10 protein-coding genes are annotated in these 15,316 nt (G+C 66.1%); 5 read left to right on the top strand and 5 right to left on the bottom strand.

Translation table 11 applies throughout. The features are described from left to right. Positions 1 to 35: 35 nt before the first annotated feature. The 3 genes from FHS28_RS08270 to FHS28_RS08260 all read left to right on the top strand — a co-directional run bounded on the left by FHS28_RS08270 (position 36) and on the right by FHS28_RS08260 (position 2,934). Entirely contained in the window at positions 36 to 1,169 is a 1,134-nt protein-coding gene (locus tag FHS28_RS08270) for a DUF2332 domain-containing protein (protein ID WP_088450257.1), read from the top strand. A gap of 155 nt (positions 1,170 to 1,324) precedes the next feature. After that, positions 1,325 to 1,681: a helix-turn-helix domain-containing protein gene (locus tag FHS28_RS08265; RefSeq protein WP_246409740.1), complete on the top strand. Its 357-nt coding sequence runs from the start codon at positions 1,325 to 1,327 to the stop codon at positions 1,679 to 1,681. Further along, positions 1,678 to 2,934 carry a type II toxin-antitoxin system HipA family toxin gene (locus FHS28_RS08260; RefSeq protein ID WP_088450253.1) on the top strand — a complete coding sequence of 419 codons (1,257 nt, stop codon included), beginning with the start codon at positions 1,678 to 1,680 and terminating at the stop codon, positions 2,932 to 2,934. The genes FHS28_RS08265 and FHS28_RS08260 overlap by 4 nt, the downstream gene beginning before the upstream one ends. A 55-nt stretch (positions 2,935 to 2,989) precedes the next feature. Here FHS28_RS08260 and FHS28_RS08255 read toward each other — a convergent pair whose 3' ends face one another. The 5 genes from FHS28_RS08255 to FHS28_RS08235 are packed head-to-tail and all read right to left on the bottom strand — an operon-like array spanning position 2,990 to position 10,421. Continuing rightward, the gene (locus tag FHS28_RS08255) at positions 2,990 to 5,557 is read right to left on the bottom strand and encodes an alpha-amylase family glycosyl hydrolase (RefSeq protein ID WP_088450251.1); all 2,568 of its coding nucleotides are present in this window, start codon (positions 5,555 to 5,557) and stop codon (positions 2,990 to 2,992) included. Then, a complete protein-coding gene (gene malG, locus FHS28_RS08250) occupies positions 5,554 to 6,444 on the bottom strand; it encodes a maltose ABC transporter permease MalG (protein ID WP_088450249.1) in 891 nt (296 codons plus the stop codon). Before malG ends, FHS28_RS08255 begins: the two co-directional genes overlap by 4 nt. Positions 6,445 to 6,460: 16 nt before the next feature. Next, complete coding sequence (malF, locus tag FHS28_RS08245) at positions 6,461 to 8,086, bottom strand: maltose ABC transporter permease MalF (protein ID WP_088450247.1); 1,626 nt, start codon at positions 8,084 to 8,086, stop codon at positions 6,461 to 6,463. Next, the gene (gene malE / locus FHS28_RS08240; protein ID WP_246409738.1) at positions 8,083 to 9,333 is read right to left on the bottom strand and encodes a maltose/maltodextrin ABC transporter substrate-binding protein MalE; all 1,251 of its coding nucleotides are present in this window, start codon (positions 9,331 to 9,333) and stop codon (positions 8,083 to 8,085) included. The genes malF and malE overlap by 4 nt, the downstream gene beginning before the upstream one ends. After that, complete coding sequence (locus FHS28_RS08235) at positions 9,330 to 10,421, bottom strand: ABC transporter ATP-binding protein (protein ID WP_375140724.1); 1,092 nt, start codon at positions 10,419 to 10,421, stop codon at positions 9,330 to 9,332. The genes malE and FHS28_RS08235 overlap by 4 nt, the downstream gene beginning before the upstream one ends. A 321-nt stretch (positions 10,422 to 10,742) precedes the next feature. Between FHS28_RS08235 and FHS28_RS08230 the strand changes: the two genes are divergently transcribed. After that, positions 10,743 to 13,250, top strand: a complete 2,508-nt coding sequence (locus FHS28_RS08230) for a glycogen/starch/alpha-glucan phosphorylase (RefSeq protein ID WP_246409736.1) — start codon at positions 10,743 to 10,745, stop codon at positions 13,248 to 13,250. Positions 13,251 to 13,318: 68 nt separating this feature from the next. Beyond that, entirely contained in the window at positions 13,319 to 15,313 is a 1,995-nt protein-coding gene (glgB, locus tag FHS28_RS08225) for a 1,4-alpha-glucan branching enzyme (RefSeq protein ID WP_088450242.1), read from the top strand. The last annotated feature ends 3 nt before the right edge of the window (positions 15,314 to 15,316 follow it).

Raw genomic sequence — 15,316 nt, 5'->3', positions numbered from 1 at the left:
GCGTGCCATGATGGGCTTTCAATGCGGATGGCCCTATGACGATCGATGACCCGGCGGTGCTGAACCGCATGTCCCGGCGTTTCCGGAACTTCTCCGAGCAGGACGGTCAGGATGACCGTCTTTATGCGGCCCTCGCGCGGCATATTGCAGACGATCCGCAGCTCTGTGGATTGTTGGCAGAGGCGCCGCCGGGCCAGCAACTGCCGGTGTTGCTGCTGGCGGCGTTGCATGACTGCATGCTTGACGAGACCGTCCCGCGCAGCGAACTGCACGACTACTACCCGACCGCAGACGGACACCGTCCACCGGATGACGCATTGCCCGCGGCACTTGGTACTTTTGTCCAGCGCCATCGAAGCCGTCTGGTGCAGACGCTGCGCACCCACGCCACGCAAACCAACGAGATTGGCCGCTGTGGCGCATTGCGAGTGGCGCTGCAGGCCTTGATGCAGCGGCTGGGCCTGGGAGAAGCCACACCGCATCCGATTGCACTGTTTGATTTCGGCTGCAGCGCGGGACTGAACCTATTCGTTCAGGACTACGGCTACGAAGATGGCTGGGACCCGCAGCCGGCCGGGGATGCAGCGGCACCCGTGATTCGCGGTCAGTGGCGGCGTCCTCCGCCCTCGGCACTCAAGGGCCCACGCCGCTGGCAGGTCAGCGAATCGATGGGCGTCGATCCGGCGCCGGTCAGCGTCAGCGACGCGATCGCGACCCGGTGGCTCCGCGCCTGTGTGTGGCCCTACGACGAGGCCAGAGGAGGACGGCTGCGTCAGGCGTTGGCCCTGGCAGCCGCAAGACCTCCTCGCCTGATCGCGGCGAAGGACGGTCTTCAGGCGCTGGATCACTGGCTGTCGCAACTGCCGGGTGGAACGCAGGCGGTGATGGTCAACACCTGGGTGCTGGCCTATCTCGATCCGGAGCAACGCAGACGTTTGGATCAGACGCTCGCCGGGTGGACGAAGACGCGGGGCCTGGCTTGGATCAGTGGGGAGGCGGGCAAGTTTTCGCCGCTCTCCTCGCTGCCGCCCGCCGCAGCGGGGGAGCCGGTGGAGACCACCACGCTGTGGACGCTTCGCTGGCTCGATGGCGCTCAGGTGTGCACTGAACCATTGGCGTGGGCGCACGCGCATGGCAGATGGATGGAGTGGGTGGAACAGTCGCCATAAAAGTTGGAGAAATAGAGCTTTTGCCAACATATATATGAGATTTTGCGGCGAGGCCGTCCAACGCAACGGTCGCGCAGAAACCAACATATAAATTGGAGAAATGCGGTCTGTGGTAACGTTTATGCATGCCAAAACGCTCCCCTGCTGTTGACTTGATGCCCGCAGAGGCTTCCGCCCATCTGCGCCTGCTAGGCCAGAACCTGGCCATCGCACGCAAGCGTCGGCGGGAGACCATCGGCACCTGGGCATCACGCATCGGGGTGTCGGAGCCCACACTGTCCCGGATGGAGCGCGGCGATCCGACGGTCTCGATGGCGGTCTATGCCACCGCGCTGTGGATGATGGGCCGCAGCCGGGCCCTGGCCGATGCCGCAGATCCGCAACTGGACCTGGGGGCCCTGGAGAACGACGTCCGCGCGGCACAGGCAAGATCCATCCGCCGCCAACGTAAGGCCGCCGGGGCGCCCACCGCGCCAGCGCGCGCGACAGTGTCAGGAAGGAGCGCCAAATGAGCGGCGCCATCCCGGGCGACCTGCCGGACGCCCTGTATCTGTGGTGGCTCGGAGATCCGGAGCATCCCCGTTTGATCGGTGAGCTGGCCATGGCACGCGCGCAGCGCGGGGTCTCCCTGCGTTATGACGAGGCCTGGCTTGACAGCGGATTCCCACTCAGCGAAGACCTTCCGCTGATCGATGGTGAGTTCATGCCGCGCGACAAGGACACGGCTGCAGGTGCAGTGGACGACGCGAGACCCGACCGATGGGGTGAGCGGGTGATCCGGTTTCTGGACCGGCCGACGCGGTTGAGCGTGCTCGACTTCCTCTACTACGCGGGGGACGAACGCTTTGGCGCGCTAGGCGTGTCACCGTCGGGCACCCGCTACCTTCCCCGGGTCATCGGTCCGCTCCCCAGCCTGCCGGACGTGCCGGCCATCGAGACCCTGGTCCAGCACATCCTGGCGGGCGCGCCCGTGGAGGAGTCTCAGCGTCGGCTGGTCGCCCCGGGAGTGACCTTCGGGGGCGCGCGTCCGAAGGCCCTCATCCACATTCAGGGCGAACAGTGGGTGGTGAAGTTCTCCGAGCCCGGAGAAGATTTCAACATGCCGCTGGTGGAGCACGCCACGCTGACGCTGTGTCAGCAGGCCGAGATTGAGGTGGCAGCATCGCAGGCGCTTACGCTTCCCCAAGGCGGGCACGCGGTCGCGGTGAAGCGATTCGACCGGGCGACGGGACGACGTCTCCATGCCTTGTCCGCCAACGTCGCGCTGAAAGCCGCGGGGGCGGAGCTGGGGTATCCGGAGCTGGCTCAGTTGCTGAGGCGTCGCGGAGATACCCAGGATCAACTGGCGCGCCGGCAGATGCGGGAACTCTTCCGCCGCATGGTCTTCAACATCCTGATCGACAACACCGACGACCACGAAAAGAACCACGTGCTGTTGCAGAACCCTACGGGGTCGCTGCGGCTCTCCCCCGCCTTTGATGTCCTGCCTTCGGGCCAATCGCTGGGCTATCAGCAGATGCGAGTGGGGGTTTCCGGGCACGACGCCACGCTCGACAATGCGCTGTCGGAAGCCTCCCAATTCGGCCTGGATGCCAAGCAGGCCCGACTGGAGATGGCCCATGTGGCGAGCGTGGTGTCCGGATGGAAAGAGCACTTCGCATCCGTTGGAGTCACCGCCAGAGACATCGACCTGTTGTCCGCGCAGATTGATCGCCCCGCGCTGGCCGTGCCGCGGGAGGCGGCGATGAAAGCGGGCCGCGTGTGAAGCGTGCCGGGGTGCACTTCCACCCGGCCTCCGGTCTCCGACGCTGATCACTGACTTACCGAGAGCTGCGCATCCACACCCGTCCGGACAAGGCGGGCACCTCCAGCGTCACACGCCCATCCGGCGCGACCGTCACCGCATCTCCGCCAAGTGCGTCCTGCAATGCCTGCCCCTGCAGCGACGGCGGCAGCTGCAGCGCGACCGTCTTCGCTTCGTCCGCGTTGTTGAGTGCCACCAGCGCAGCCTGCGCGCCATCGCGTCGCAGCAGCACGATCAGATGCTCATCCAGCAGCAGCGGCGCTTCCAGGCTGCCGTGCCGCAGCACCGGCCACTGCTGCCGCAGCGCGACCAGCTGCCGCACCTGCGCCTTCAGCGCTTCATCCGGGTGCCCGCCCAGGTCAGCCCACGGGTAGGGCGCGCGGTTGTAGGGGTCGTCACCGCCGGTGACGCCGACCTCATCGCCGTAGTAGATCGTCGGCGCGCCCGGCCAGGTCATCTGGAACCACACCGCCAGCAGCAGGCGACGTTTGGCCAGCGCCAGAGCTTCCGCACTCGCGCCCTCGTCGGCGCCCAGGTGGTGCAAGGCGCGCGGCTGGTCGTGGGTGGACAGCAGGTTCATCGACGCGGCCAGGGCCTGCGCCGGGTAGGCCTCGCGCAGCAGCTCCAGGTTTTGATAAAGCCGGTCCGCCCGTCCGCCGGCGGCGTAGTCCAGCACGGTGTTGCGGAAGATGTAGTTCATCGTCCCGTCGAAGCTGTCGCCCAGGAAGAACTTGCTGGCGTCGAACCAGGTCTCGGCGATGGTGAGCGCGTCGGGGCGGTGGTGTTTCACCGCCTGGCGCCAGCCCCGCCAGAAGTCATCCGGCACATACGGCGCCACATCCATCCGCCATCCGGCCGCACCCTGGTCCAGCCAGAATGTCGTCACCGAGTCGGACGCCTCGTAGGCGAAGCGGCGGAAGTCCTTGCTGGCCTTGTTCAGCTCCGGCAGGTCCTTCACGTCCATCCAGCCTTTGAACTGCCGATCCGGATCGGTCTGGGTGGTGTCGAAGCTGAACCAGCCGGCGTAAGGGGAGGTCGGGTTGATCTTGCCGCCGTCGAAGGCGCCGCCCGCAGGGTAGTTGCTGAAGCGGTTGAAGTAGGGTGAATCGGCCCCGACGTGATTCAGCGAGGTGTCCGGAATCACACGAATGCCGCGACGAGCAGCCTCCGCGGTGAGCCGCTTGAAATCGTCGTTGGTGCCGAAGGCGGGGTCGACGCGCTTGTAGTCCGCGGTGTCGTACTTGTGGTTGCTGGCCGCCTTGAAGATCGGCGTCAGGTAGAGCGCATTGGCGCCCAGCGCCTGGATGTCATCCAGCTTGCTGATCAGGCCGGCGAGGTCGCCGCCGTAGAAGTCGTTGTTGTAGACCGCGTCCGACCCATCGCCGCTGCCGGGTTTGTAGGGCCGGTCCATCCAGTTCGTGTGGAACTCGATGTCATGGCCCTGATAGCGGTCGCGCCCGGGCTTGGGATCGTTGGACGGGTCACCGTTGCGGAAGCGCTCCGGGAAGACGTAGTAGTACACCGCATCACGCGCCCAGGCGGGCACGGTGAAGTCCGCGGCATGCACCGTCTGGCGGTAGCGGCGGATACGGCGCTTGTCGTCTGCGTGGTCGTCGGACCTGGCGCCGGCCTTGCCGCCGGGGATCTCCGCGATCAGGCCGACGCCCATCGAGCCTTTCTCGCGGGTCCAGTAGATGCTGTCCTTGTTGTTGCCGTAGACGTAGCGCTGACCGCCGATGGTGACGACGAAGTAGTAGCCATACACGGCCGGGGCGCCGAAGCGGTGTCGCACGGACCACCGCTCGCGGCCCTGCGCATCCAGCGCGCCGGGCAGCTTGTGCATCGGCGCGCGGGCCTGCTCGGTGTAGTCCAGCCGTTCCTGGGGGCCCTCCAGCCGTCGCTTGTCGACGACCAGTTCCACCCGGGTCACGCCCGGCAACGCCTTCAGTTCGAACTCCACCCAGCTGCCCGCCGGCAGGGCACCGAAGGGACGCTTGAAGTCGGTGCTGCGGGAGTCGAAGAGCACACTCAGCGCCACCGGATCGGTGACGCTGCTGGCATTGGGGTCGGGTGCCGGATAAGCGGAGCAGGCCGCAGGTGTCGGCGGGCAGGGCGCCACGGTCAGCGAGGGCGTGCCTTGTGCCCATCGCAGCTCCAGCCGATGGAGGCCACCATCAAAGCGCTGTTGAATGGCGGCGCCCTTGAGGGTCATCGCGCGCGGGTCGCCGCCGAAATCGGCATCGGCGGACCAGTCCTCATCGCCGATCTTGAAGGACTGCTCGCCCTTGAGCTGGAGGATCAGCTCGTGGTGGTCGCAGACCCAATAGAGGCGCTGCGTGTCCGGCGCGGACCAGTTGTTCAGCGTGCCGCGCAGGTAGAGGTCGCGTCCGGCGAGCGGAGGGGCGGTGCAGGCGTCAGTCGCCGGGGGTGGGGCGGTGAAAGCAGGCGCCGATGCCGACGTCGAAGCCGATGCCGGCGCTGCGGGAGCCGCGTCCCGCGGCAACGCAAGCGAAGGCGCTGCCATCGACGCGGCTGCCGCGATCAGCACCGCGATCCGCGTGCTTCGCTTGCGAGCGGCGCTCATCCCTTCACGCCGCCGGCCGTCAGCCCCGACACAATCCAGCGCTGCGCGATGGTGAACACCAGGGTGATGGGCAAGCCGGACAGCACCGCCGCAGCGGCGAAGTCGCCCCAGAGGAAGCGCTGGTCGTGCAGGAAGTATTTGGAGCCGACCGCCAGGGTCAGGTTGCCCTCTTCCCGCAGCAGCACCGACGCCACCGGATATTCGATGATGACCCCGATGAAGGCCAGCACGAAGACCACCATCAGGATGGGCACCGCCATCGGCAGCAGCACCAGCCGGAAGGCCTGCCAGTGGGTGGCGCCGTCCACCTTGGCGTTCTCTTCGATCTCCACGGGGATGGTCTCGAAGTAGCCCTTGATGGTCCAGATGTGGGTCGCCACGCCGCCGAGGTAGGCCACCACCAGCCCCGCATGGGTCTCGATGCCCAGCCACGGTACATACGCCCCGATGGTTTCAAAAATCGCGTAGATGGCCACCAGGGCCAGCACCGCGGGGAACATCTGCAGCAGCAGCATGCTGTTGAGAATGGCGCTCTTGAAGCGGAAGCGCAGCCGCGCAAATGCATAGGCCGCGGTGGTGGAGAAGGCCACGATCAGCAGGGCCGAGATCGTCGCCACCTTGATCGAATTCCACAGCCAGGTCAGCACCGGGAAGGGCGGCTGCACCATGGAGCCGTCGGCGGCCTGATACGGAATGCCCAGCGCCAGCTTCCAGTGCTCCAGACTGATCTCGGATGGAATCAGCTGTCCGGTGGCAAAGTTGCCGGGCCGCAGCGAAATCGACACCACCGCCAGCAGCGGGAACAGCGTGATCGCCAGGAAGACCCACAGCACCGCGTGGGCCGCGAAGACCCGCCAGCGGGCCTGTTTACCTCGAACGATGGCCATCAGTGGGCTCCCTTGCTCACGATTGCTTCCTCATCAGCCTCAGGTTCAGCAGCGACATTGCCGCCACGAGGAAGAAGATCAGGGTGGAGATCGCGGCGGCCAGGCCAAAGTCCGACCCCGAGTCGCGGAAGGCGATGCGGTAGGTGTAGCTCACCAGGATGTCGGTCTGCCCCGCGGGAATCTTGCTGGACAGGTAGTCCGGCCGCCCGTCGGTCAGCAACGCAATCACGACGAAGTTGTTGAAGTTGAAAGCGAAGGCCGCCACCAGCAGCGGCGACAGCGGCTTGATGATCAGCGGAACGGTGATCTTGAAGAAGTTGGTCAGGGGACCGGCGCCGGCAATGGCGGAGGCCTCGTACAGATCCGCCGGAATGGCCTTCAGCAGGCCGGCCGCCAGGATCATGATGTAGGGATACCCCAGCCAGACGTTCACGATCAGCAGCATCGTCTTGGCCAGCAGCGGATCGGCAAACCAGGCGGGCTTCACGCCGAACAGCGCATCCAAAATGGCGTTGATCTCGCCGAAGTTCTGATTGAAGAGACCTTTGAACACCAGGATGCTGATGAAGCCCGGCACCGCATACGGCAGGAACAGCAGCGTGCGATAGGTGCCTCGGAATCGCAGGTCCTCCCAATTCAGCAGCACCGCCAGCATCATGCCGATGGCCGTGGCAAACACGACGGTCAGCAGCGAGAAGACCACCGTCCAGGTGAAGATGGACAGGAATGGGCCGCGGAAGTCGGGGTCCAGCACCATGCGGGCGTAGTTCTGCCAGCCCACCATCACCTTGTAGCCCGGCTGCAGATGCTCACCGGCCTGGTTCTCGTAATAGCCGGTGCGGGCATTGGGCGAGAAGCGCTGGCCGTCTGCCGTGCGCAGCAGGCTGCCGTCGGGCTGTTCCTCGAAGTGGCGCCGGATCGGGCCGAATTCACGCAGTCCCAGGTAATGCAGCACGTCCGCCTCGGCAGTCTCACCCGGCAGGCGCAGGCGCAGATGGGACAGGGCCTCCCGGTGCTGCACCCGCTCACGCAGGGACAACGCCGGGCCGAGGTCGACATCAGCGGCCTGGCTGGCCGGCAGCACGGTCACATCCACCGGCTTGTCGCCGCGCAGCGCCACCGGCGGCGTCACCCATTCCACCGCCCCCGTGTCCGGATGCCGCAGCACCAGCCGGAACTCCCGGCCTTGTGCATGGAGCGCATAGTCCCGCACCCGGTCGGGCAGGGCTTCATGCTGCTCCAGCAGATAGTCCCGCACCCGCTCCTGGCTCAGCAGGTGGGCCGAGGAGTAATTCGTGAAACCGATCTGCGTGGTGTAGAGCAGCGGGAAGGCGATGAACACCAGCATGCCGGTGATGCCGGGGAACAGATAGCGCCAGGCGAAGCCGCTCTGGTTGAGGTAGATGCCGAAGCCGGCGCCGAACAGCGCCAGCGTGCCGAGCGCCCACCAGGTCTGGCCGCCGGCGTACAGGGTGTAGACGAGGTAGAGCGCGGCCAGGGCAATCAGCGCCACCACCGGCCAGTAAAGCCAGCGGGCCACGCGCTGCAGCAGGCCGGGCGGCTGGATGCTGTAGCGCTGGGCCAGCGGCGAATCGTCGAGCGCGCCCTTCAAGGACAGCGCGGAAGCAGGGGTGGCATTCATGGCTTGAGCAGCATCCGGCCCGAAGCACCATCCAGGGCGTCCTTGGGGCTTTGCAGTCCATTGGTGATGGCTTCCAGGGCCGCATCCATCGCGGTCCAGAAGCGTCCCACTTCAGGGACATTGGGAATCGGCGCACCGGCGCGGGCGTTTTCCATCGTGGCCCGGATCAGCGGGTTCACCGACAGCTCCGCATAGAAGGCCTTGTTGGCCGGCACGCCAATGGGCACGTCGGCATCCAGCACCTTGAGCGAGGCGGGACGCATCAGGTGCCATTCGATGAACTCCCGGGCGAGGTCCTTCTGACGCGACGGCGCCGCGATCATGCAGCCCAGCACGCCCACGAAGGAGCGGGAAGGTCGGCCCGGCACGGCCGATGGAATGGGCGCGACGCCGAAGTCGATGCCTGCCTTGCGGGCGTTGTCCCAGGCCCAGGGGCCGGAGATCATCATCGCAATTTCGCCGCGTGCAAAGCCCGACTCCATTTCGGAGTAGCGCGCGCCCTTGGGCATGACGCCGTCCTTGATCAACCGGTCCAGCACCTGCGCGCCGGCCAGGGCACCGTCGTTGTTGACCTGCACCTGCGAAGGATCGAAGTCCCCCTGCGCATTGCGGCCAAAGATGACGCCGCCCGCGCCGGCCAGAATCGGCCAGGTGAAGAAGCTCTTGTTGTAGTCCCAGAGGATGGCACTTTTGCCGCGGGCCTTGAGGCTGCGGTCGAGGGCGATGACCTGCTCGAAGGTGGCCGGCGGCTGTTTCACCAGCGCCTTGTTGTAGATGAGGCCGCTGGCTTCAATCGCGATGGGGTAGCCCCAGAACCGGCCCTGATAACGGAAGGCCTCCCAGGTGCTCGGTTCCAGTTCCTCATACAGCTGGCGCCGCGGTTGCACCGGTGTGATCAGGCCGGCCTTGGCCCATTCGCCCACGCGGTCATGCGGCCAGCAGAACACGTCCGGCCCTTTGCCGGCGCCGGTGGCCTGCTGGAACTTGTCCGGCGCATCGACCGGATGCTCCACCACCACCTTGACACCGGTGGCCTGCTCGAAGGCATTGCCGACCTTCTGCAGGCCGTTGTAGGCCTTGTCGCCATTGATCCAGACCAGCAGACGCGGCGGCCCCTCGGCCCGGGCCTTCTGATGGGCGCCGAGCAGCGGCAGGGCCACCAGCAGGGCCATGGCGAAGGCGCGCAGGGGGCGTTGCTGCGCGTCGTAGGTCCGCGCGCGGCGCATGAGCGTTCCGGCCAGGCTCATGCCGGCACTCCCAGACGGCGGAACGCCAGGCCCTCGGCATCAAACAGATAACAGGCGTCTGGCGACACGAAGAGACTGAGGGCGTCGCCGGTCCGCACGCGGGTGCGTCCGTCGAATTCGCAGGTCAGTGCTTCTTCCGCGCCGGGGTAGTCGCAGTAGGCATGGGTGGAGCCGCCCAGCGATTCCACAAAGGTGACTGTCGTCTGCAGCAGGTTGCTGTCACCGCCGACCTGGAAATGTTCGGGGCGAATGCCCAGCGTCACGGTGTCTCCGGGGCGGGCACGCGACGCATCAACGTCGGCCCGGATCAACGCGCCGCCGGCGAGCTTCACCAGCGCCTGCGTGGCCGATGCCTCCACCACCTCCGCTGCCACGAAGTTCATCCGCGGACTGCCGATGAACCCGGCCACAAACAGATTGTCCGGATGCTCATAAAGCTCAATGGGCGTGCCCACCTGCTCGATGCGTCCGGCAGACAGCACCACGATGCGGTCGGCCAGCGTCATCGCCTCCACCTGGTCATGGGTCACATAGACCATGGTGGTCTTGAGGTCCTCATGCAGCTTGGCGAATTCATACCGCATGCGCACCCGCAGCGCGGCGTCCAGATTGGACAGCGGCTCGTCGAAGAGGAACACCTCCGGCTTGCGCACGATGGCGCGGCCAATGGCCACACGCTGGCGCTGCCCGCCGGACAGGTCTTTGGGTTTGCGGTCCAGCAGGTGTTCAATATGGAGGATGCGCGCCGCATACCGGACGGCGCGGTCGATCTCGTCCTTCGGCACCTTGGCCAGCTTCAGCCCGAACGCCATGTTCTCGTAGAGATTCATGTGCGGGTAGAGCGCGTAGCTCTGGAACACCATGGCAATGCCGCGTTCAGCCGGGGGCACCTCGTTGACCAGCCGCCCGCCAATGCGCATCTCGCCACCGGTGATGTCTTCCAGCCCGGCGATGGTGCGCAGCAGGGTGGATTTGCCGCAGCCGGACGGGCCCACGAACACCATGAATTCGCCGTCCCGGATCTCCAGGTCGATGCCGTGCAGGATCTTGGTCTCGCCATAGGCCTTGACCACGGCTTGCAGCTTCACGTCCGCCACTTGATACCTCCGCAGCCGCCGCCCGGGCGGGGACTGCCTGTCTCGCTCATTGGAATGGATGCGACAAACGACCGGGCCACCTTGCAGCCGGTTGCTGTCATTTGTAGAGAATATACATGGCGTACAGCGCGGTCACAACGCGGTGAAACGCGTGTTCTCGGAGCGGAATCAATATGAATCAATCACTTGCCGCTGGATCCGGGATAACCCGATGTAGTCAAACTACAGAAAACTACAGGCGCTTGGTGGATACTTCAGCCGTCTACCGCACTGTAGAGGCCGCGAGCTGTCGGCCCCATCGCTGAACACCCTATGAATGCCGCTGCCTCCCGTGCCCTGTCCACCTTTCCCACCGGTGATGCCATGACGACTCCCACCGCTTCTTCCGACCTGAGCGTCGCTTTCCAACTGGCGCTGCAGCGCGAGCTGCATGTCGGCGGCGAAGCGGCCAGCCCGCAAGCCCTGCTGCGCGCCGCCGCCCATGCCTGCCGTGAACTGCTGGCCCAGCGCTGGGCCGACACGCAGGCCGAAGACGCCCGTCGCGGCCTCAAGGCGTCGGTGCGTCGTGTGCACTATCTGTCGATGGAATTCCTGATGGGCCGTGCCCTGGGCAATGCCCTGGCCGCGCTGGGTCTGGAAGAGACGGTGCGCGCCGCCTTCACCGCCGAGGGCCATACGCTGCCGGACGTGCTGGAACGTGAGCCGGACGCTGCGCTGGGCAATGGCGGCCTCGGCCGCCTGGCCGCCTGCTTCCTGGATTCCTTCGCCGAGCTGGGCCTGCCGTCCTTCGGGTATGGCCTGCGTTATCAATATGGGATGTTCGCGCAGGGCATCCAGAATGGCCGTCAGGTCGAAGCGCCGGATGACTGGATGGCGCAGGGCAATCCCTGGGAAGTGATGCGGCCCGAGCTGCGTTATCTCGTGGGCTTTGGCGGTCATGTGGAAGTGGATGCGGGCGGTGCGCGCCGCTGGGTGCCGGCTGACCATCTCGTGGCGCAAGCCTACGACTTCATCGTGCCGGCCCACCACACCCAGCGCGTCTCGACGCTGCGCCAGTGGCATGCCCAGGCGGAAGCGCCGATCGACTTTGCTGCCTTCTGCCGCGGCGATCATCAGGCCGCCGCCGCTCACCGTGTGGCCGCCGATGCGATCAACTGGGTTCTTTATCCCGACGACAGCACCGACGCCGGCCGCCAGCTGCGCCTGAAGCAGGAGGCCTTCCTCGTCAGCGCCTCGCTGCAGGACCTGATCGCGCGCCACCTGCAGGAGTTCGGGACGCTGGAGCAGCTGGGCCGCGCCAACGCCATCCATCTGAACGACACGCATCCGGCGCTGGCCCCGGCCGAGCTGATGCGCCTGCTGCTGGATGAGCACGGCATGGCCTGGGACCAGGCCTGGTCCATCACCCGTCAGGCGGTCAGCTACACCAATCACACGCTGATGCCCGAAGCGCTGGAGACCTGGCCGGTGCGCCTGTTCGAGGCCCTGCTGCCGCGTCATCTGGAAATCATCTATGAGATCAATCACCGCTTTTTGGAGCAGGTGAAGCAGCAGTACCCCGGCGACGGCGAACTGGTGCGCCGCGTCTCGCTCATCGACGAAGGCGGCCACCAGGGCAACTGGGGCGGCGAGCGCCGGGTGCGCATGGCGTCGCTGGCCATCGTCGCGTCGCATCGGGTCAACGGGGTGGCGGCGCTTCATTCAGACCTGATGGTCAAGACCATCTTTGCCGACTACGCGCGGCTGTTCCCGGAGCGTTTCCATAACGTGACCAATGGCGTCACACCGCGCCGCTGGCTGCAGCAGGCCAACCCCGGTCTGTCTGCGCTGCTCGACCGCAATATCGGCATCGGCTGGCGTCAGCGCCTGGACGAAATGGGCCGTCTCACGCCACTGGCGGCCGATCCGGCGCTGGGTCAGGCGCTGATGGCCGTCAAGCGCGAGAACAAACAGCGCCTGGCCGACCGCATCCGCCGCGACCTGGGTGTGACGGTGGCGGTGGACAGCCTGTTTGATGTGCAAATCAAGCGCATCCACGAATACAAGCGGCAGCTGCTCAACGTGCTGCATGTCATTGCCCGTTATCAGGCCATCATCGCCAATCCGACGGCGGACTGGGTGCCGCGTACCGTGGTCATTTCCGGCAAGGCCGCGTCGGCCTATGTGATGGCCAAGTCCATCATCCAGCTGGCGCATGACGTGGGACGCGTGATCAACAGCGACCCGCGTGTGGGCGACCGTCTCAAGCTGGTCTTCCTGCCCAACTACGGTGTGAGCCTGGCCGAGCTGATCATCCCCGCGGCCGACCTGTCGGAGCAGATCTCGACGGCGGGCACCGAAGCGTCCGGCACCGGCAACATGAAGTTCGCCCTGAACGGTGCGCTGACCATTGGCACCTGGGACGGCGCCAACATCGAGATGGCCGAATCCTTCGGGGAAGAGCACATGTTCACCTTTGGCCTGCGCACCGAGGCGGTGGAAGCGCTCAAGGCGGTGGGCTACGAGCCGCGCCACTATGTCGAGCAGAATGCGCAGTTGCGGGCCGTCATCGATGCGATCTCGCGCGGCGACTTCTCCCAGGGCGATTCGGGTCGATACCGCGCCCTGGTCGACAAGCTGCTGAACCAGGACATCTACCTGCTGATGGCCGACTTCGCCGATTATGTGAAGGCGCAGGAGCGGGTGGACGACTTGTTCCGCGATCCGGTCGCGTGGGCGCGCTGCGTGCTGCTGAACATGGCGGGCATGGGACTGTTCTCGTCGGACCGCACCATCGAGGAATACGTGGATCGGGTCTGGTCCGCCAAGAGTCTGGGCTGAATCCGCGGCTGGTGCCGCCCAGCCCGACCCAAGACCTGGAGTGACCTACGCGTTGTTGTTCTATCGCCATGTCCGTTGATGCGTCCCTGATCGATCTGCTGCCCGAGGACGAACTGCGTCTGCTGGCCGCCGGGGACCATCTGCGGCCCTGGCTGTGGCTGGGGGCGCATCCGCTGCAGTGGCAAGGGCGGGACGGCGTCCGCTTTGCCGTCTGGGCGCCCGCTGCGCAGCGGGTCAGCGTGGTGGGCAGCTTCAACGACTGGGACGCCGAGCGGCATCCGATGCGGTTGCGTGGCGATGCAGGCATCTGGGAAGTCTTCGTGCCGCACGCGGCGATTGGCGACTTCTACAAGTTCGCCGTGATCGATGCCCAAGGGCAGCCGCTGCCGCTCAAGGCCGATCCGTACGCTTTCCGCGGCGAGCTGCGGCCGGACAATGCCAGCATCGTGGCCGGGCTGCCGCCGCCCGTGACCTTGCCGCCCGCACGGGCGAAGGCCAATCGGCGCGAGGCGCCACTGTCCATCTACGAATTGCATCCCACGTCCTGGCGCCGGGAGGATGACGGCTTCCCGGACTGGGACCTGCTGGCGCGGGAGCTGCCGCCCTATGCCGCCGCACTCGGCTTCACCCATGTGGAGCTGCTGCCAGTCACCGAATATCCGTTTGATCCGTCCTGGGGCTACCAGACCCTCGGCCTGCATGCGCCGACCGCACGGCTGGGACCGCCTGAAGGCCTGCAGCGCTTCGTTGCGGCCTGCCATGCCGCCGGCCTGGGTGTGCTGCTGGACTTCGTGCCGGCGCATTTCCCCGAAGACCCCCACGGCCTGGCGCGTTTCGACGGCTCGCCGCTGTACGAATATGCCGACCCGCGAGAAGGCTGGCATCAGGACTGGCACACGCTGATCTACGACTTCGGCAAGCCGCAGGTGCGGCAGTTCCTCTGTGGTGCGGCACTGTTCTGGGCGGAGCGTCACGGCGTCGACGGACTGCGCGTGGACGCTGTGGCGTCCATGCTCTACCGTGACTATTCCCGCCAGCCGGGCGAGTGGATTCCCAATGTCCATGGCGGACGGGAGAACCTCGAAGCGGTGGCACTGCTGCGCCACATGAATGAAATCCTGGGCCGCGAGGTGCCTGGGTTCATCACCATTGCGGAAGAATCGACGGCATTTCCGCTGGTGTCGGCACCGACGTCCTCGGGCGGCCTGGGCTTTCACTACAAGTGGAATCTCGGCTGGATGAACGACTCCCTGCATTACATGCGGGAGCTGCCGATCTTCCGGCAGTGGCATCACGACAAGATCACCTTCGGCCTGGTCTACGCCTTCAATGAGAATTTCGTGCTGCCGCTCTCGCACGACGAGGTGGTGCATGCCAAAGGCGCGCTGATCGCCAAGATGCCGGCCGACGATCGTCCGCTGGCGGAGATGCCGCTCGCCGTGCAGGCCCAGCCGGATCGCTGGGACACGCCGGGCGACTGGCAGCGGTTCGCTTCACTGCGGGCGTATTACGGCTTCATGTGGGGCCACCCCGGCAAGAAGCTGCTGTTCATGGGGCAGGAGTTCGCGCAGACGCAGGAATGGGATTTCGAATCCGCGCTGCCGTGGGCACTGCTGGAGCGCCCTGCGCATGCCGGCGTGCAGCGGCTGGTGGAGGCCCTCAATGCGGTATACCGGCGCTGGCCGGCGCTGCATCGGCAGGAGGCGGAGCCCAGCGGCTTTGAATGGCTGCAGGATCGGGATCGCGAGCAGTCGGTGTTCGCCTTTGCCCGCAGTTGCCCGGAGGCGGCGACGGTGGTGGTGGTCAGCAACTTCACGCCGGTGGCGCGGGAAAACTATCACGTGCCGCTGCCTTGCGATCCGGCGTCCGGTTCGCCTTCCGGTGGGGCAGGATGGCAGCTGCTGCTGGACACCGATGCCGAAGCCTTCGGCGGTACCGATTGGATGCAAGGCCGACCCGAACCCCGGGTCGAGCACGGCGCGCTGGTGCTGCAGCTGCCGCCGATGTCCACGCTTTTTCTGGTGGCCGCGGCCGATGCCGCGTCCACCGATTCCCCCGTTTGATGA

Origin of the sequence: Roseateles terrae (assembly GCF_014192155.1) — a bacterium.
Lineage (GTDB): Bacteria > Pseudomonadota > Gammaproteobacteria > Burkholderiales > Burkholderiaceae_C > Roseateles > Roseateles terrae.
This window is presented reverse-complemented; position numbering and strand designations above follow the sequence as displayed.

Coding starts and splice junctions, on each gene's coding strand:
- FHS28_RS08270 (WP_088450257.1), top strand. CDS start 36: ATGACGATCGATGACCCGGCGGTGCTGAACCGCATGTCCCGGCGTTTC.
- FHS28_RS08265 (WP_246409740.1), top strand. CDS start 1,325: ATGCCCGCAGAGGCTTCCGCCCATCTGCGCCTGCTAGGCCAGAACCTG.
- FHS28_RS08260 (WP_088450253.1), top strand. CDS start 1,678: ATGAGCGGCGCCATCCCGGGCGACCTGCCGGACGCCCTGTATCTGTGG.
- FHS28_RS08255 (WP_088450251.1), bottom strand. CDS start 5,557: ATGAGCGCCGCTCGCAAGCGAAGCACGCGGATCGCGGTGCTGATCGCG.
- malG (WP_088450249.1), bottom strand. CDS start 6,444: ATGGCCATCGTTCGAGGTAAACAGGCCCGCTGGCGGGTCTTCGCGGCC.
- malF (WP_088450247.1), bottom strand. CDS start 8,086: ATGAATGCCACCCCTGCTTCCGCGCTGTCCTTGAAGGGCGCGCTCGAC.
- malE (WP_246409738.1), bottom strand. CDS start 9,333: ATGAGCCTGGCCGGAACGCTCATGCGCCGCGCGCGGACCTACGACGCG.
- FHS28_RS08230 (WP_246409736.1), top strand. CDS start 10,743: ATGAATGCCGCTGCCTCCCGTGCCCTGTCCACCTTTCCCACCGGTGAT.
- glgB (WP_088450242.1), top strand. CDS start 13,319: ATGTCCGTTGATGCGTCCCTGATCGATCTGCTGCCCGAGGACGAACTG.